Consider the following 17,310-nt stretch of genomic DNA (forward strand, 5'->3'; position numbering starts at 1 on the left):
CGACAATTTTGGTCGCGTAATGGCCTTAGCCGAAGACACGCTTGAAGATCGTGTCGACGTGTTTGGTGTGATAGCCCATGTCGAATTTCTCGTTGATGCCATCTACACCCAAAGCCGCGACGACGTCTTCGTCCGCAAGCAGCTCTTCGCGGAAATCAACGCGGTGTTCCCAGACTTTCAACGCGTTGCGCTGCACCATGGAATAGGCGTCCTCGCGGCTTACGCCAGCTTGTGTCAGGGCCAACAGAACGCGCTGCGACATAACCAGACCGGGGAACTTGTTCATGTTGTCGAGCATGTTGTCCGGGAAGATCAGCATTTTCTCGATGACGCCGGTGAGGCGTTTCAGGGCGAAGTTCAATGTGATGGTCGCGTCTGGGGCAATCGTGCGCTCCACCGAGGAGTGCGAGATGTCACGCTCGTGCCACAAGGCCACGTTCTCCATCGCAGGGATCACGGTCATGCGCACAAGGCGGGCCAAACCAGTGAGGTTCTCAGTCAGGATCGGATTTTTCTTGTGTGGCATCGCGGAGGAGCCTTTTTGGCCCATGGAGAAGAACTCCGCGCCTTCAAGCACTTCGGTGCGCTGCATGTGGCGGATCTCGATGACGATGTTTTCCATCGAGGATGCGATAACACCCAACACCGAGAAGAACATCGCGTGGCGGTCACGCGGGATCACCTGCGTCGAGATCGGCTCAGGGGACAATCCAAGTTTCTCGCACACATGCTCTTCAACCCGTGGGTCAACATTGGCGAATGTGCCGATAGCGCCGGAAATCGCACCTGTAGAAATCTCTTCGCGGGCCGCTTTCAGGCGTGTCAGGTTGCGGTCCATTTCGGCGTAGAACCGCGCGAAGGTCAGACCCATTGTTGTAGGTTCTGCATGGATGCCGTGGGAGCGGCCGACGCGTACTGTGTCTTTATGCTCAAGCGCGCGGGTTTTGAGTGCTGCAAGCAGACCTTCGAGGTCAGAGATCAAAATGTCGGATGCGCGGACAAGCTGCACGTTCAGGCAGGTGTCCAGAACGTCGGAAGATGTCATGCCTTGGTGCACGAAGCGCGCCTCGTCGGAGCCAACATGCTCGGCCAAATGCGTCAGGAAGGCGATGACGTCATGCTTGGTGACGGCCTCAATCTCGTCGATGCGGGCCACGTCGAACTCGACGTCCTTGGCTTTCCAAACGGCGTCTGCATTTTCGCGCGGGATCACACCTAGATCAGCCATCGCATCACAGGCGTGGGCTTCGATCTCGTACCAGATGCGGAACTTGGTCTCAGGTGACCAAATGGCAACCATCTCGGGGCGGGAATAACGAGGGATCATATGAAGCGCTCTCATAGTTTGCGTGGCAGTTGCGGGCGTCTTAAACTGACCTCGCGTGAGGAACAACCGGAGATAAGCCATATGAGACAGGGCGTCGCTGCCATTATCGCAACATTTGTGCTATGTAGTCCTTGCGTGGGAGATACTGTTTGGACATCGTTATCGGGCAATGAGATTGATGCAGCCTTACGAGACCGCGGGTTGGCGTACGAAAATGCGTCCCAGCATTTTTATGCTTCGGGTCGAACGCTATATACTAGCGGACGTGACAGTTGGGGGTATTGGCGGGTCGAAGGGGACACATATTGCAGCCAATGGCCGCCAGCGGACGGTTGGGCTTGCTACCAGATGGCGCGTAGCGCAGATAGCACGGCGTTAAAGTTTGTCGGTGATAGTGGTGCCGAGACGATCGGAACCTACACAGAGTAAGAGGATCAGATGCTTGAAGGCTTGGACCAGTTTGAAGGAAAGTGGAAACTGGCACGTGTGATTGAGGATCGTCGAAACGGCTTTGAGGGTCGGTTTTCCGGATATGCCACCTTTACCCGCAGCGGCCCTTTAGAGCTGCAATACGTGGAAGAGGGGGAGCTGGTGTACGGCAAGCAGCCCGCGATGATCGCCACCCGCCGCTACACTTGGCGCGGTTTTGAGGGCGAGGACGCGGGTAAAATCGCGGTGGAGTTCGAGGATGGGCGCCCATTTCACAACATTGCGCTGGACCGTCTGATGCCTGACGATGACCATCACTGCGATCCCGATTATTATCAGGTCAGCTATGATTTTATGCATTGGCCAAAATGGGAAACTGATTGGCGCGTGCTCGGGCCGTCCAAAGACTACCGGATGTCTTCGCAATATATGCGCGCTTAGTTGCCCGCCTTAGTTGCCGCCTGAATTACCCGCCCCATGACACGCTTCTTCGCGGGCGAGTAAGTCGGCCAACGATTTGCCTTGCTCCTCCACGAACAGCTCTGCCAGTGGTTTTAATGCGCGGATACGGTCGGCGCGAAACATGCGGAAATCATTGCGCAATTCGCACCATGCGGACACCGTCCAGACACGGCCCCAGTATTCCATTTGCAGCGGTCGAATAACCCGCTCGCTTGGGCTGCCGTCTTCGGTGGCATAGGTGATGCTTAACTTCTGGCGCGTCCGAATTGCGGTGCGCAGCTGCGGCATGAAGCGGAAGCCACCCGCGGCGTCCTTGAACGGGTAGACAGCAAATCCCCAACCCGTGGGCGGTGTTGAGCGGTCTTCGGGTAAAACGGCGTCGATTTTGGCTGACAGGGTTTTCGCGGCCCCTTGCAGTTCGTCATCGGCCACTTCGCCGACAATGGCCATGCCAAGGTGCAGGGCTTCCAGCTCTACCAGTGTCAGGTTCAAAGGGGGCAGGGTGATCGGGGCGGTCATCATGTAGCCCATCCCGCGCTCGCCCTCCACGGGAACGCCGGACAGCTGCAGCGTTTCCATGTCGCGGTAAATGGTGCGCACCGATACCTCCAGCGTCCGTGCCAAATCTTCGCCACGGTGCAGGCGACCATCTCGAAGTAGCAAGATCAGGTCGAAAAGGCGGTCGGTGCGCCGCATTCGTTAGCTAGGGCTCCAAAGCACGTCTTGATGCTCCATACGTAGGGTTTCGCCATTGATAGCGCCGATCATCGCTGGGGCGAAGTCCTGTGCCATGAAGCCGGCTTGTGCGGCTTGGGCATCCTCGATGTTTTGCCAAATGGTGTAGTCTGTCCAGCGCCCATCAGGGCTTTTGGTCAGTTGGCGTGACACATATCCGCGCGCGTAGCTGATATAGGCTTGGCTGTTCTGGTTTAACGCGAGATAGTCAGCGTCGCTGACCCCTTCGTTCAGCTCAAAGGTGACGATTTCGGCGACTTGCGACGAGTGTTCTGCGGACATTTCAAAACTCCTTAATGATTCTGTTCCGATATGGCCTTTGTGACACCCCACAACTGACATAAACCTGTCAGTAGTGTTCACACAAGCGCTAGGTCGCGGCAATTCATGGGGTTTTCTCCGCAGCTTCGACGTTTTGCGCCTTTTCCCCACCTCATCTAATCCCTAGATAGTAAGTAGATACATTCACTCGCACCCAAGTTTGGGGCCGCGATTAAGGGAGAGCTACTCATGTTGAACAATATTGGATTGCCGGGCATTCTGCTGATCGCCGTCGTTGTGCTGGTACTTTTTGGCCGTGGCAAAATTTCGGGCCTGATGGGCGAGGTCGGCAAAGGCATCACTGCGTTCAAAAAGGGCGTAGATGACAGCACCAAAGAACTCGACGAAGCTGAGGTCGCGGTCAAAGACGTGACACCTGAAGACGAAAAAGACAAAGCCTGATCCTCGTGAGCAGGGCGGTAGTGCAAACCGGAGGCACGCGTTATGTTTGACATAGGCATGACCGAGCTATTGGTGATCGGGCTTGTGGCCTTGATCGTGGTGGGACCCAAGGACCTGCCAGGCATGTTTCGTACGCTGGGGCAGTTCACCGCCAAGGCCAAACGCATGGCCCGTGAGTTCAGCCGCGCGATGGAAGACGCCGCCGACGAGGCAGGCGTCAAAGATGTCGCCAACACGGTGAAGGCCGCGACCAACCCAACTAAAATGGGCTTGGACAAAATCCGAGAAGCTACCAATTTCGACAAGTTCCCTGAAGGTTCTGAGACCCAGAAGCTTGCAAAAGAACGCGCGGAGGCCGCTGAGAAAATCAAGGCTGCTGGCAGCAAAGCGGCCGACGCTGCGAAACCTGCGGCAAAGTCGAAAACCGCGAAGCCAAAAGCAGCCGCCAAGCCTAAGGCTAAACCCAAAGCCCCCACGAAGCCGAAGACCCCTGCGAAGCCCAAAGCTGCCGCGAAGCCAAAGACAGCCAAAGCAGCAGCCAAGCCCAAAGCAAAGCCCGCCGCCAAGCCTAAGCCCAAAGCCAAGAAAGCCGACACATGAGCGCCGAGAGCGATATAGAAGACAGCTCCGCCCCGCTGATCGAGCATCTGACCGAGCTGCGCACCCGTGTAATCCGCGCGGCCATGGCGTTTATCGTCGGCATGGTTATCTGCTTCACCTTCGGCAGCGCCATTCTGGACTTCCTTCTGGTCCCGATCGAAAACACCATGCGCTCGCTCGGCAATCCAAATCCGGTGATGCAGTACACCGCACCGCAAGAATACTTCTTCACCTTGATCCGCATCTCGATGGTGGGGGGCTTGTTTGTGTCCTTCCCAGTCATCGGTTACCAACTTTGGCGCTTCGTGGCGCCGGGGCTCTATAAGAACGAAAAGAATGCGTTTTTGCCATTCTTGGTGGCTTCGCCGCTGCTGTTCTTGCTGGGCGCATCTTTCGCGCATTACGTCGTGGTCCCGCTGGCCATGCAGTTCTTCTTAGGCTTCGCGGACCTGCCGTCGTTCTTTGCGGCCATCGTGGCGTCAGGCGAAGTGACAGAGGCCACCAGCGACACAGGCATCGACATTGTCTTTAACGGCAAGGTCAATGAGAGCCTTGATATTACACTGAAAATGATCGTGGCCTTCGGATTGTGCTTCCAGCTTCCCGTGCTGCTGACGCTTATGGGGAAGGCCGGTTTGGCCACTGCCGATGGCCTTCGCAGCACCCGTAAATACGCGGTTGTGGGCATTTTGATCGTCGCCGCATTGGTGACGCCACCTGATGTCACCACGCAGCTGATCCTGTTTATTGTGGTCTATGGCCTCTATGAAATCTCCATCTTCCTTGTCGCACGGGTCGAGAAAGACCGCGAAGTTAAGCTGCGCGAAGAAGGCCTGTGGGATGACGAGGATGATGCCGATGAGGCCCCAACCGAAGATCACCCAGAGGATCGTGGTCCGTAATGAACGGGATGATTGACGACCCCATGGACCGCATCGCGGCAGCACTGGAGCGGATATCACCGCCACCAAGTGACGCGCCGGACCTCGATGGGGCGTCAGCCTTCTTGTGGCACGCCGACCCTGACCGCTTGGCGCCGGTGCCTAACGTCAATGGCGTGGCGCTTGACCTGCTGATCGGGATCGAGCGCGCCCGCGACACGTTGCACGCCAATACGCTGCAATTCGCCAACGGGTTCTCGGCCAATAACGCGCTGCTTTGGGGTTCGCGCGGGATGGGGAAATCCTCGCTGGTAAAGGCGGTCCACGGCGATATCGTGGCCGCTGGCTTGCCGTTGAAGCTGGTAGAGGTGCAGCGCGAAGATCTGCCGTCCATCGGGCGGCTGCTGAACCTTCTGCGCGCGTCGGATCATCGCTTCGTGCTGTACTGCGATGACCTCAGCTTTAGCCATGACGACCAGCACTATAAATCGCTCAAGGCCGTGCTGGACGGGGGCATCGAAGGCCGCCCGGACAACGTGATTTTCTACGCCACCTCGAACCGCCGTCACCTCATGCCGCGCGATATGATCGAGAACGAGCGGGGCGCGGGCATCAACCCCTCCGAGGCGACGGAGGAGAAGGTTTCCCTGTCGGACCGCTTTGGGCTGTGGTTGGGTTTCCACCCGTGTACGCAAGATGAATACCTCGACATGATCCGTGGCTACTGCGCGGCGCATAGTGTCGAGATTGACGAGGATACGCTCTATGCCGAGGCTATTGAGTGGCAGCAGACCCGTGGTGGTCGCTCGGGCCGCGTGGCATGGCAGTATTTCACCGATCTGGCAGGGCGGCGCGGGCTGACAATATAGCTCTTTCCGACGCCCCTTAAATCGTTCGAATTTTATTCAACTCGCGCTTGTTGACGGCTCCTTTACGGATGGCTGGGTATTTGATGCATTGAGGGCTTTCCAAAGTCAGGCCAAAGTCAGGCCAAAGTCAGGAGCGTAAGTCGATGCAAGGGATATCAGGTGTAAGCGGCATGCAGCCGCCACTATCTCGGGAGCCGAAGCTTACCGAAAGTCAGGGGAAAGAACTGACGAATTTCTTGTCCGATTATGACGGGGATAACCTCTCTGATGAAAACGCCAGGGAGATCGTGTCCAAGATTCGGGACCTAGGCATCACGCCCGGTAGCGGTTTGGCGAATGTGCTTAGTGATGCGGGTATCGACGCGCGTAGTCTGACGCAACAAGCGGGTATCGGTCCCGTTGCAAGGGCACCAGCCGAAGCTGATGTTGCAGTTCGTCCACCACCACCACCCGAGGGCGCAGGGAGAGGGGGGGAGAGCGTTGACGATGCAGTCGTCTCCCTGATCTCGGATGCCGTCAAAGCCTACGAGGAGTCTGACGATGCTGAAAACCTGTGGTCAGTCCTAAAGCCCGCATTGCAGGAGGCGGGGTATGACACGACGCAGCCGTTGGTGGACTTTTACTCGTAGGAAAACAAATCAGTTCAGCAGACAAGTGGCTTCATAGCCTTTTAAACTCATCCGAGCTGCGGGCATGACAGGCGTTGTCACATGTGCCAATTCAGGAAAGAGGCCAAGCAATTCGTCACGTGGACCATGATCTAAGGCACTCAATGCTTGTGGCCCGGGATGGAAGCTCTCTGCAGCAGCCCCTTCGGCGAAGACCACTTGGTGGTCATCAAACAGGATGTGGTGGTAGTTCACCTTACCACCTTCGCGCACGTATATCGTTTCATCGTTCACAAGGTCTTTGGCCTTTACGAAGACTTCTTCCTCGCCAAATAGCAACTCGGCCCGCCAACCTTCGATCAACATCCGGTGCTGCGGCGAGACGACCAATTCACGAGAGTTGCCAAGTGCGCCTTTGCTAATAACGATTGGAGCGAGGTCGCCCAGAGCATCGACACGACGCGCGCCCGTCCAAGTGAGTTCCTGTAATCCGGCGTCGCGGGTCATAACCAGATCCCCGGGTTGCAAGTATTGCACTGCAACCGGTCCGTTTTCGGTCAAAATTTTGGTACCAGCAGCAAAGCAAACCACTTGCGCACCCAATCCAGCATGCGGGGTGCCGCCATCATTTTCAACAATCCCACCAATGGTATAGTCCACACCAGCCGGTGGAACGCCATCAGGGAATACAAGGTAAAACCCGTCCTCGGAAGCGCCGCCGATTGTGTCATTGAGATCATCGTCATTGTTTAGATCAACGTCGATAACCCCGATCCGGTAAACTGTTCCGTCAGGTCCAGTGACCTCGAAGGTGTAGTCCCAGATTGTTTGGTAGTAAGTGCCGTCAATCAGCGTCACTTGCTCCCAAATGGCACCTAGCCGTTCGTTTGGGTTGACCTGTTCGTTGGTGTTGTCACCATTGTAGGTGATGGCTCCATCGTTTTCGCGGACGTGGAAGCTCGTAGTCTCTCCGGCCCATGTCCAAGTACCCCCCGTAGGTGGCCCAAACGCATAGTTTTGCGCAGCGCCATTTACGGTGCTTTGGGTGCCAAAAATGGCATTGGAATATCCGTAGAAGATGGACACTGAAGGACTCGCTTACTGTTTACGATTGGTAAACAATGCCAGCCAATTTTGAGTATTCTGTGATCCAATTTAGACGAAAACGAGAAGGTTTTTAAGGAAGTTCCTCGTTTTCGCCTTATTTTCTAATTCAAAAACGGGGTTGGATCGACACTTTCGAAGCCTTCACGGACCTCAAAGTGCAAGAAGCTAGGGGAGCCGCCGCCGACCTTGGCTATGGTCTTGCCGCGCGAAACCTTGTCGCCCTTCTTCACCTCAATGTCCGAAATGTTGGCGTAAACCGTCAGCAAGTTGCCAGGGTGGCGCACGACAAGAATTGGAACTTGGTCAGTATCACGTGTAATCGCAGCAACGACCCCATCGGCGGCTGCCTTGACGGGCGTGCCAGAGCTGGCAGCAATGTCGATGCCCTCGTTTGTGCGTTTCTTATACGGGCGCAATACTTTGCCTGAAACTGGCGTCAGAAGCTTGGACGCGCTGCTCACGGCGGTTTTTGGGGCCGCTGGAGCTACTACAGGGGTTACTTTTGGCTCAATTTTCTCATCTGGCAAGGGTTGTGCCGCTGATGGCGGCTGCGGCGTAGGAGTGCCGGCACCCGGCGTCACGACAGCCGCTTCTTGCACAGGGGACTTCACTGTTGGCGAGCCATCTTTGGCCACAGGGATCAGCAAGAACTGCCCTTCGCGAACCTCTAGGTCAGGCCCAAGCCCGTTCCATTCCGCTAAAGAGCGGGCTGAGACATTGTAAAGGCGTGCGATGGAAAACGCCGTCTCGCCACGGGCTACTTGGTGGCGAATGGGTTCCGGTCCATCAACACGCGGGATTGTGGATGTCGTCGTTGTTGGTGCGCGGCCAATTGCGGTGGTCGCGATCTGTGTGATGTCGAGTGGTTGTGTTTCCGTCGGCGTTGCGGTGCTCGTCGCGGCGGGGACCGTGCCGCGAAGGGCCAGAACTTCACCCTTGTTCAACACGTCGCTTGTGCGCAACCCGTTGTAGCTGGCCAATTCTTGTGGGTTAACGCCAATCCGGTTTGCGACGGAGGCCACGGTGTCGCCGCGTTCGGCAACAGCGACTTGGTAATTCGGGTAGGAAATAACGCCGCGTGCGTCAGGGCTGGGGCGATTTCCGGTGGCTTGCCGCGCGGCACTGGAGGTATCCAAGCCTCCGGCGTTGCCGCGTAAATCAAGATCCAGATTGGAAAAGCTTTGCCCTATCTGCCCGTCGCAGGCCGATAGCCCGAAACCCAGTGCCACCATAGGCAATAACTTGCTGAAACGCCTGTTCCGCATATTCTTCTTCCTCAATCCATGGCCCTTATATCTGGGCCTTTTGGTTTAGTCCTGTCCCAGACCCTCTAGCAGAGGGACGAAGCGAACTGGCATTAATTCTTCGTAGTCAAACCCTTGCGGGGTCTTTGTTACCTTGATCAGGCTTTGCACCGCGTCGGACTGCCCCACCGGTACCACCATGATACCTCCCTCGCGCAGCTGCGCCAAGAGGGGGCCGGGCGGATCCTCGGCGGCGGCGGTCACAAGGATGCGGTCGAAGGGCGCTTGTTCGGGCAATCCGTGGCTACCGTCGCCTGTGACGATGGTGACATTGGTGATGTCCAAATCCTGAAACAGCCTGCGCACGGGGCGGGTCAAACGGGCATGGCGATCCACGCTGTAGATGCGCCGCGCAAGGTGGCTCAGCACGGCGGCCTGATAGCCGGAGCCGGTGCCGACCTCCAAAACTTTGTTGCGTGGTTGTACGTCCAAGGCCTGCGTCATCAATCCAACCACGGAAGGTTGGGATATCGTTTGCCCGCAAGCAATCGGCAGCGGGGTGTCCTCATAAGCGCGTTCCGCGAAGGTCCCAGTGATAAAGGCCCCGCGATCAACTTTCTCCATAGCCGTCAGAACCCTTGGGTCCATCACACCCTTGGAGCGCAGCCCGTATAGGAACTGCATCTTGCGTTCCGCCTCTGAGGTCGCTTCCTCGCTCATGTCAGACGCGTCTCCAGATCGGCCAGCAAATCATGCGCCGTCAAATCGCAGCGCATTGGGGTGACCGAAATCCAGCCGTCGATGTTGACCGTTGCATCCGTGTTCTCGCCCGAATTGGTGTTTTGCGGGTTGCCCTTGATCCACAGGTATTTGCGACCGTTGGGTGGCATATGGCTTTCAACGGCCATACCGCCCGTTGGACGCAGCCCTTGGCGTACAACGCGCGTGCCTTTGACATCCGCGCCTGCTACGGGCGGAAAGTTGACATTGTAGAAGGTTTGGTAGGTTTCGCCGCCCCAAATGCCGTTTTTAAGTAAGTTTTTGACAAGTGCCGCGCCATGTTGGGCGGAGGCTTCGAACTGGTTTTCCAGCCCAGCATTGGCTGGTCCAAAGTATTGCGACATGGCGATCGATTTGATCCCCTGCAAAGCACCTTCCATCGCAGCGCCAATGGTGCCGGAATAGACCGTGTTCTCGGCCGAGTTGTTGCCTTTGTTGACCCCAGATAAAATCAGGTCCGGTTTGGCGTCCGCCATCACGTCATGAACACCCGCCAACACGCAATCGGCAGGGGCACCTTCGGCGGCGAAGCGGCGCTCGCCCAACTGCGCAATCATCGTGGGCTGGGCGTAATTGATGCAATGCGCCACGCCTGATTTCTCAAAGGCGGGGGCGACGGTCCAAACCTCACCATCAGGGCCAGCCACCTCAGTGGCGATGGCGTGAATGACCTCAAGGCCGGGGGCGTTGATGCCGTCGTCATTGGTAATCAGAATGCGCATGGTGCTTGCCGCCCTGTTTTTTGTCTAGCTTTAGGCAAAATGGGGCGGTGGGTAAAGCCGCCTCAGGTGTGGTTGCGTAACTGACGCAGGGCCAGTCCCGAAATTACCACAACTCCTGCCAGTGCAAATAGGGTGACGGGCGGGGTTTCGACCCCGTTTCGAACCATGATGCCGACCAAGGCCCACGCAAGGGCCAGCGCATAGCTCCAGACGCCAATCGCACGGCGTAGCACGATCCCGCCCAACAGCATCGCCACCGCGATCATCAACATCGCCCAGTGCACCGCGCCGCCGCCCACGCCATATCCAGCACCCAGCAACCCGATGGAGACGCAAGATGCCGCCGTCAGCCATCCGGCATATAGCCCAACAGGTAAGGCGAAAGCCCACGCAGGTTTAATCCCACGCCCCGCGAACAGCGCCCAAAGAGCCGTGCCCAGCATGACCCAAATCAACACACTTGCCCAAATCACCGAGACTGTCGCCAGCTTGATCCAAAAGGCACCACCCCCGAGCGACAATATCAGGGGCAGGCGAGCCGCGTCCCATTCAGGGGCGTCACGATACCTCCAATACCCAGCGATGGCGGAAACCAGCAACCACAGATAGATCACCGACCAAATAGAGAAGGCGTAGCCCGAAGGCTGCACCGGCGCGTTGTCTTGCGGGATGGGGAATTGGTCGGGGCGAAAGCCCGCGAAGCCGTCCGTGATCAGCGGGGCGATCATAAACGCCATGGTCGCAATCAATGTGGCCAAAGCTTTCATGAACGCCCCTCTGTCTGAAGTGTCACCTAAATCAGCGTGCCAAATGGATCCAAGGTGGTTTTGCCGCCCAAGTAGGGATGCAACGCCACCGGCAATTCAACCGAGCCATCAGCCTGTTGGCCGTTTTCCAGCACCGCAATCAAGCAGCGCCCAACAGCAAGGCCAGAGCCGTTCAGCGTGTGCACATACTCAGGCTTGCCGCCCTCGGCAGGCTTGAACCGCGCGTTCATGCGGCGGGCTTGGAAGGCACCACACACCGAGATCGAGCTGATCTCGCGGTAGGCTTGCTGCCCAGGCAGCCAGACCTCAATGTCATGCGTGCGTTGCGCGCCAAAACCGATGTCGCCTGTGCACAAAACCACCGTGCGGAACGGCAGCAGCAGGTTCTCAAGGATGCTTTCGGCGGCGGCGGTCATGCGGTCCAACTCGGCACGGCTGTCGTCCGGCTTGGTGATCGACACCATCTCGACCTTCTCAAACTGGTGCTGGCGCAGCATGCCCGAGGTGTCGCGACCCGCCGATCCCGCCTCGGAGCGGAAGCACTGCGAATGCGCGCACATGCGCATCGGCAGCTTGGCCTCATCCACGGTTTCGCCGTTCACGATGTTGGTCAGGGTCACCTCCGACGTCGGCACCAGCCATTGGCCGTCCGTGGTTTGGTAGCTGTCCTCGCCAAATTTCGGCAACTGGCCCGTGCCATACATCATGGCCTCATTCACCAAAACGGGGACCCAAGTCTCAGTCAGGCCGTTCTCCACATGGGTGTCGAGCATGAATTGTGCCAACGCGCGGTGCAGGCGGGCAACGGCGCCCTTGAGCACCACAAAGCGCGAGCCGGACAGTTTCGCCGCCGTCTCGAAGTCCATGCCCGGAACCACGCCCGGAAGCACGAAATGCTCTTTCGGCGTGAACGGGAAGCGGCGCGGCGTGCCCCAGCGGTTGATCTCGACGTTGTCCTCTTCGGTCTCGCCGATGGGCGTGTCCTCAAAGGGGATGTTGGGCAGGCTCATCAACAAGGTGGCCAGCTTTTCGTCCTCTAGCTTGGCCTCGTCGTTCAGGCGCGCAACTTCGGCTTTCTTCTCGCCCACAAGGGCGCGCAGGCGCTCGAACTCGGCCTCGTCGCCTTTGGCCTTGGCGGCACCCACTTCTTTGGAGGCGGCGTTCTGCGCGGCTTTGGCGTCTTCGGCGGCCGCAATCTTGGCGCGGCGGGCGGTGTCGATGGCCAGAACGTCCACAGAGGAGACATCCGACTTGCGCATTTTCATGGCTGCGTCAAAGACCTCTGGGGTCTCGCGGATCATGCGGATGTCATGCATGGGGATCGTCCTCTTGTAGGTTTACATTATGTGAGGGGCTTATGACGGTTTTTCCGGCGGGATGTAAGAGGCAGGATCAGCCAGCCATTTACGCCATTCGTCGTCGAAGTCCTTCCCAGCTAATTCCCAATCTGGCCAATGGGGTGGGCGTTTGATGTCCTGAGGAAGTATCACAGAAGCATCCCCAAAAGATTTATCGATTTGCGACTGCTCCAATGCCACGTTCGCGTAATCCACACGTCTTAATGCGGCCCCTAGAAGAGTAACTGGGTTCAAAGACGTGCGGTTGTCCACCTGTGTCGCGCTAAGGTTTGCTCCCGTCAGATACGCTCCGCGCAGATTTGCGCCCTTCAAACTCGCAAGCAATAGATTTGCTTCGTTCAATATGGCGAACATTAGATTTGCCCCGTCCAACTGCGCTCCGTTGAGGTCCGCGTGATCTAGCCTCACGAATTGAAGATTCGCCTCGGTTAGTTGTGCAGCTGTAAGTTGTGCGCTCTTCAGCTGCGCTCCGCGGAGGTAAGCAAATGCCATGCGAGCACTGGTGAGGTCTGCGCCCTCCAGTCGTGCATCGCGGAGGTTCGCGCCTGACAGTTTGGCCTCTTGCAGGTTTGCGCCCTCTAGACGCGCATTGCTAAGGTTTGCGTTTCTTAGGTCGTAAGCGCTTAAATTCACGCTGCCTAAATTTGCGAGCGCATGCTTTCTAAATTCCTGCCAGTCTTTGGGAAATTGCTGTTCAAGACCTTCGAAGTAGTCAGTACAGTTTCGGCCCGTTTCGAGGAATTCACTACACCAGTTGCCGCGCGCGAACTCGAGGTTATTGGTTATATCCGAAGTTATTTGATCTGCTGGCCCGCAGGCTTGAGGCGAAATGGCGCGATGCGCGCACCAATCTCGGCGATAAGTGTCTCTAGCTGCGTCGAAATCTTGCCAATCATCGGGAGTTTGTGAGAAATTTACCCCTTCTAAATTGGCAGAGACGGGCAACCCTAACGAGAGGTTGAGTGCACGCATCCTAGGGCCGTTAGCGTAGATCCCGTAAGATGACACATGCCCGAACAGCAACGATATTATCGCTACAAACAACCACGCAAACCTGCCGACTGTGCGAATATCCGCAAGCGGCTTCATCAACGTAACCAATTGCTCGTGGCTCCGTTTTCCAACGTAAACGGTGAGAAGTAACGGGACGCAGATGGCCAGCCCGGTCAGCCACGGGTCATGTTTTGGCATGGATCGAAACCAGAACGCTGCAAGCGCAAGTGGGGTGGCCCAAAATGCCAATGCGCTGACTATGTGATGCGCAAGCCTATCCAAAGGGCGCCGCTGTAATGCGCCATCTACTCGCAGCCCAAGGGCGTAGTCGGCAAGGAACCAAGGTGGTATGTGATCAGAAAGCGGTACGCCGACTATGTGAGCAGGCGCCTTCGAAAGTTGTCCCCAAAGTTTCATTAGATGAAGGTGAAAGCAGACGTAGATCATGGCCCCAAGGCTGGGCGCTATGTAGAAGAATAATGCGGTTGGTACAGACACACCAATCAAAGGCAGTTCTGTTTGGCGTGACGGAATGAAGAAGTCGGCGTCTTCAACCCCCAGCAATGTAACCCCAACGAACGCGAGATATGACAGTAAGCCGAACCAGTTGGCCTTTGCGGTGCTGATGAGTTTCCTGATGCGCTCAATCTGCGCTTCATGGTCTTTATTTTGCATTCAAATTTCTCAGACTGTTCAAAATTGCATTCACAATACCCACCTCACGGTAAGTGTGAATATTCCGCCCGTAAAGCCGTTGCACCCCTTGCCACCCGCAAGCTGATCATGCGGATGTCATACAGGGGGATCGTCTTCGTGTAAGTTTACACAATGTCGGGGGTCTTATGACGAGTGGGGCTTCAAGTTCCATAGGTCTGTAAATGTACGATGGCTTCTCCGGCATCAGCGGCGTCTTCGTAGGTTGCAACGATTGTCTTAAGGAAGCCAAAAGATTGCGCGAGAGATCCGATAATTGGATGGCGAGGGGAGATGCGCTTGTCCATTTCATTCAGCTCTTCAGGACCATCTCCTGAATAAAACCCGCCTACCATTGCAAGCTCATAAACGATGCGAATGTCGTCGGGCGTCAGGCGAAACTGCTCCAACGCTTGCTTTGCGCTGGCCAAGCCCCTTTGGTGTTCTTGTAACATGAAGGGGCTTTGCTTTGGGGCGGCGACGGCGCCTTCAAAGAAGACCACGACCTTTTGCATGCGCTCCTTAAGCGAGGCAATTATGGGGGTGGGGTCGTGTTGAACCTTACCAATGAGATCGAGCACAACATTTGCTTGCTCAGCGACCTCGCTGGATATGACGGTACGAAAATGGACCAGTGGGTGTTGCGCGTATTCGCTCAATGAGACGCGCTCATCGGGGAGGTAGAACCGAAAAAGCTCTTCAAGATGAGCTTCATGGTCATGATTATAGCCTCGAAACTCCACGCGTTGGCTCGCGTTATTATGAATTTTGGTAAGGGCATCAAATCTGGCGTCTTGCTCAGTCGCAGCCACGAGGAGGGCTGCATCTTGCGGGCGGCAGCGGTAAATGGTTTCGGTGGTGTAATCTCCCATCCCAAGTCCTTTAAATCTAAAATATGACCCCGATATATCACATTGATCGAAGGCTACTATCCCCGTTGCGCCTCATGCGTGGCGGCGATAGGGTGCCCCGCAACTGACAAAGGCCGCTATGGCCCACAAACAAAAGGACTGCAGATGTTCGTCACACCTGCCTATGCACAGGCCGCCGGAGGCGCCGGAGGCGCTTTCGCTTCATTCCTCCCACTGATCTTGATCTTCGCGATCATGTATTTCCTTCTGATCCGCCCTCAGCAAAAGAAGCTGAAGAACCACCAAGCCATGGTTGAAGCCGTGCGTCGTGGGGACCAAGTGATCACCCAAGGTGGCATTGTGGGCAAAGTCTCCAAGGTCAAAGAAGACGGCGAAATTGAAGTCGAAATCGCTGAGGGCGTGAAAGTGCGCGTGATCAAATCGACCTTGGCTTCCGTGGTCAGCAAAACCGAACCAGCGAGCTAAAACATGCTTCAGATGCCTTCCTGGCAGCGGGTCTTGATCCTGCTGACGGTGCTTGTTGGGTTGGCGCTTGCGCTGCCCAACGGTTTCTACACCACCGTAGAAAAGCACAACGATGCCACCGCCGCGCTTGACGCCGGTGCCGCCACCACGCCGGAACTTACCGCCGACGTGTCTGGTTGGCCGGGCTTTTTGCCGTCGGGTCTGGTGAATTTGGGTCTCGACCTTCGGGGCGGGGCGCATTTGCTGGCCGAGGTGCATGTGGAAGACGTCTATGAAAGCCGCATGGATGGCTTTTGGCCAGAAGTGCGCGATACATTGCGTGATGCCCGCGACACCGTGGGCACCATCCGCCGCCAAAACGCGGCACCCGGTGAGTTGAAGCTGAAAATCTCGCAGCCCGCGGGCCTGCAAGAGGCGCTGACCCTTGTGCGCCGCTTGGCCACGCCTGTTGTCAGCCTGACCGGCACCGGCAGCAACGACATTGAGGTCTCAGGGCAGGGCGACATCATCACCGTAACCCTATCCGAGGCCGAGCGCGCCGCCACCGACGACCGCACCATGCAGCAGTCGCTTGAAATCATCCGCCGCCGCGTGGATGAGGCGGGCACGCGCGAGCCTACTATTCAGCGTCAAGGCGAGCGCCGCATTCTTATTCAGGTGCCGGGCATCGGCTCCGCCACTGAGTTGAAAGAACTGATCGGCACCACCGCCAAGCTGGGCTTCCACGCTGTTGTCTCACGCACATCGAACGCAAACGAGCGGATCACTGGGCGTCAGCTCCTTGCCCCTTCCATTGATCCGCTAGAGCGGGGCACTTTCTATGTTCTGGAAAAAACCCCAATCGTGTCGGGCGAAGATTTGGCCAACGCACAACCTGCATTTGACCAAAACGGCCAGCCTTCGGTGACCTTCCGTTTCGACTCCTCAGGGGGGCGTAAGTTCGGCATTTTCACCAGCGAAAACGTCGGCGCACCTTTTGCCATCGTGTTGGACAACGAGGTCATCTCCGCTCCAGTTATTCGCGAGGCTATCCTTGGTGGCTCTGGCCAGATCAGTGGCAGCTTCTCGGTGGAGGAATCTACCAACCTTGCAGTGTTGCTGCGGGCAGGGGCCTTGCCAGCCAAGATGGACTTCCTAGAGGAACGCACAATCGGGCCAGAGCTTGGCCAAGACAGCATCGACGCGGGTAAAATCGCCTGCATCGTGGCCTTCATCGCCGTGCTGGTCTTTATGGTCCTTAGCTACGGCACTTTCGGCATCTTCGCCAACGTCGCGTTGATCATCAACGTGGGCCTGATCTTCGGCTTGCTGTCGCTCATCGGTGCGACGCTGACCTTGCCGGGCATTGCGGGCATCGTGTTGACCATCGGTATGGCGGTGGATGCCAACGTGCTGGTGTTCGAGCGTATCCGCGAGGAGCTGAAAACCTCCAAAGGACCAGCCCGCGCAATCGAGCTGGGCTACGAGAAAGCCCTCTCCGCCATTTTGGACGCAAACATCACAACATTCATCGTGGCCGTCATCTTGTTCGTCATGGGCTCCGGCCCTGTGCGCGGCTTCTCGGTGACGCTGGGCCTTGGCATCATGACGTCTGTGTTTACGGCCATCTACGTGACGCGGATGTTGATCGTGTTCTGGTTTGACCGCCGTCGCCCCAAAGAGATCGAGGTATAAT

19 protein-coding genes are annotated in these 17,310 nt (G+C 56.9%); 8 read left to right on the top strand and 11 right to left on the bottom strand.

Annotated elements, in window-relative coordinates; translation table 11 throughout:
* Positions 1–25: 25 nt before the first annotated feature.
* Complete coding sequence (gene purB, locus ABJN86_RS14340; protein WP_348363338.1) at positions 26–1,327, bottom strand: adenylosuccinate lyase; 1,302 nt, start codon at positions 1,325–1,327, stop codon at positions 26–28.
* A 438-nt stretch (positions 1,328–1,765) separates the two neighbouring features.
* Between purB and ABJN86_RS14345 the strand changes: the two genes are divergently transcribed.
* Positions 1,766–2,197 carry a DUF6314 family protein gene (locus ABJN86_RS14345; RefSeq protein ID WP_348363337.1) on the top strand — a complete coding sequence of 144 codons (432 nt, stop codon included), beginning with the start codon at positions 1,766–1,768 and terminating at the stop codon, positions 2,195–2,197.
* Positions 2,198–2,206: 9 nt separating this feature from the next.
* Here the strand turns inward: ABJN86_RS14345 and ABJN86_RS14350 are convergent, their stop codons facing one another.
* Both ABJN86_RS14350 and ABJN86_RS14355 read right to left on the bottom strand, forming a co-directional pair.
* Positions 2,207–2,914 carry a YafY family protein gene (locus ABJN86_RS14350; RefSeq protein ID WP_348363335.1) on the bottom strand — a complete coding sequence of 236 codons (708 nt, stop codon included), beginning with the start codon at positions 2,912–2,914 and terminating at the stop codon, positions 2,207–2,209.
* Between the two features lie 3 nt (positions 2,915–2,917).
* Positions 2,918–3,235: a hypothetical protein gene (locus tag ABJN86_RS14355; protein WP_348363334.1), complete on the bottom strand. Its 318-nt coding sequence runs from the start codon at positions 3,233–3,235 to the stop codon at positions 2,918–2,920.
* A 228-nt stretch (positions 3,236–3,463) separates the two neighbouring features.
* Here ABJN86_RS14355 and ABJN86_RS14360 point away from each other — a divergent pair, with 228 nt between their 5' ends.
* The 5 genes from ABJN86_RS14360 to ABJN86_RS14380 all read left to right on the top strand — a co-directional run bounded on the left by ABJN86_RS14360 (position 3,464) and on the right by ABJN86_RS14380 (position 6,655).
* Positions 3,464–3,676, top strand: coding sequence for a twin-arginine translocase TatA/TatE family subunit (locus ABJN86_RS14360; protein ID WP_348363332.1), 213 nt, complete (start codon positions 3,464–3,466; stop codon positions 3,674–3,676).
* A 42-nt stretch (positions 3,677–3,718) separates the two neighbouring features.
* A complete protein-coding gene (tatB, locus tag ABJN86_RS14365) occupies positions 3,719–4,276 on the top strand; it encodes a Sec-independent protein translocase protein TatB (protein ID WP_348363331.1) in 558 nt (185 codons plus the stop codon).
* Positions 4,273–5,178: a twin-arginine translocase subunit TatC gene (gene tatC, locus ABJN86_RS14370; RefSeq protein ID WP_348363329.1), complete on the top strand. Its 906-nt coding sequence runs from the start codon at positions 4,273–4,275 to the stop codon at positions 5,176–5,178. The genes tatB and tatC overlap by 4 nt, the downstream gene beginning before the upstream one ends.
* Before the next feature lie 8 nt (positions 5,179–5,186).
* On the top strand, positions 5,187–6,026 hold the full coding sequence (locus tag ABJN86_RS14375) for an ATP-binding protein (RefSeq protein WP_348363773.1): 840 nt from the start codon (positions 5,187–5,189) through the stop codon (positions 6,024–6,026).
* Positions 6,027–6,196: 170 nt separating this feature from the next.
* Complete coding sequence (locus ABJN86_RS14380; protein ID WP_348363327.1) at positions 6,197–6,655, top strand: hypothetical protein; 459 nt, start codon at positions 6,197–6,199, stop codon at positions 6,653–6,655.
* Between the two features lie 9 nt (positions 6,656–6,664).
* Here the strand turns inward: ABJN86_RS14380 and ABJN86_RS14385 are convergent, their stop codons facing one another.
* From ABJN86_RS14385 to ABJN86_RS14420, 8 genes are all read right to left on the bottom strand, one after another.
* Positions 6,665–7,720, bottom strand: coding sequence for a Hint domain-containing protein (locus ABJN86_RS14385; protein ID WP_348363326.1), 1,056 nt, complete (start codon positions 7,718–7,720; stop codon positions 6,665–6,667).
* A 122-nt stretch (positions 7,721–7,842) separates the two neighbouring features.
* Positions 7,843–9,006, bottom strand: coding sequence for a peptidoglycan DD-metalloendopeptidase family protein (locus tag ABJN86_RS14390; RefSeq protein ID WP_348363324.1), 1,164 nt, complete (start codon positions 9,004–9,006; stop codon positions 7,843–7,845).
* 45 nt (positions 9,007–9,051) lie between these two features.
* Positions 9,052–9,705, bottom strand: coding sequence for a protein-L-isoaspartate(D-aspartate) O-methyltransferase (locus tag ABJN86_RS14395; protein ID WP_348363323.1), 654 nt, complete (start codon positions 9,703–9,705; stop codon positions 9,052–9,054).
* On the bottom strand, positions 9,702–10,487 hold the full coding sequence (surE, locus tag ABJN86_RS14400; protein ID WP_348363322.1) for a 5'/3'-nucleotidase SurE: 786 nt from the start codon (positions 10,485–10,487) through the stop codon (positions 9,702–9,704). Before surE ends, ABJN86_RS14395 begins: the two co-directional genes overlap by 4 nt.
* Positions 10,488–10,549: 62 nt before the next feature.
* Positions 10,550–11,254 (bottom strand): hypothetical protein, encoded by a 705-nt coding sequence (locus tag ABJN86_RS14405; RefSeq protein WP_348363320.1) that lies wholly within the window; start codon positions 11,252–11,254, stop codon positions 10,550–10,552.
* A gap of 26 nt (positions 11,255–11,280) precedes the next feature.
* The gene (gene serS, locus ABJN86_RS14410) at positions 11,281–12,570 is read right to left on the bottom strand and encodes a serine--tRNA ligase (RefSeq protein WP_348363319.1); all 1,290 of its coding nucleotides are present in this window, start codon (positions 12,568–12,570) and stop codon (positions 11,281–11,283) included.
* Positions 12,571–12,609: 39 nt separating this feature from the next.
* Entirely contained in the window at positions 12,610–14,280 is a 1,671-nt protein-coding gene (locus tag ABJN86_RS14415; RefSeq protein WP_348363318.1) for a pentapeptide repeat-containing protein, read from the bottom strand.
* Positions 14,281–14,462: 182 nt separating this feature from the next.
* Positions 14,463–15,170, bottom strand: coding sequence for a hypothetical protein (locus tag ABJN86_RS14420; protein WP_348363317.1), 708 nt, complete (start codon positions 15,168–15,170; stop codon positions 14,463–14,465).
* A 144-nt stretch (positions 15,171–15,314) separates the two neighbouring features.
* Here ABJN86_RS14420 and yajC point away from each other — a divergent pair, with 144 nt between their 5' ends.
* Together yajC and secD are read left to right on the top strand one after the other, a co-directional pair.
* A complete protein-coding gene (gene yajC, locus ABJN86_RS14425; protein WP_348363314.1) occupies positions 15,315–15,635 on the top strand; it encodes a preprotein translocase subunit YajC in 321 nt (106 codons plus the stop codon).
* A gap of 3 nt (positions 15,636–15,638) precedes the next feature.
* Entirely contained in the window at positions 15,639–17,309 is a 1,671-nt protein-coding gene (gene secD, locus ABJN86_RS14430) for a protein translocase subunit SecD (protein ID WP_348363313.1), read from the top strand.
* Position 17,310: the final 1 nt, after the last annotated feature.

It is taken from the genome of Litoreibacter sp., from assembly GCF_039974535.1.
GTDB lineage: Bacteria > Pseudomonadota > Alphaproteobacteria > Rhodobacterales > Rhodobacteraceae > Litoreibacter.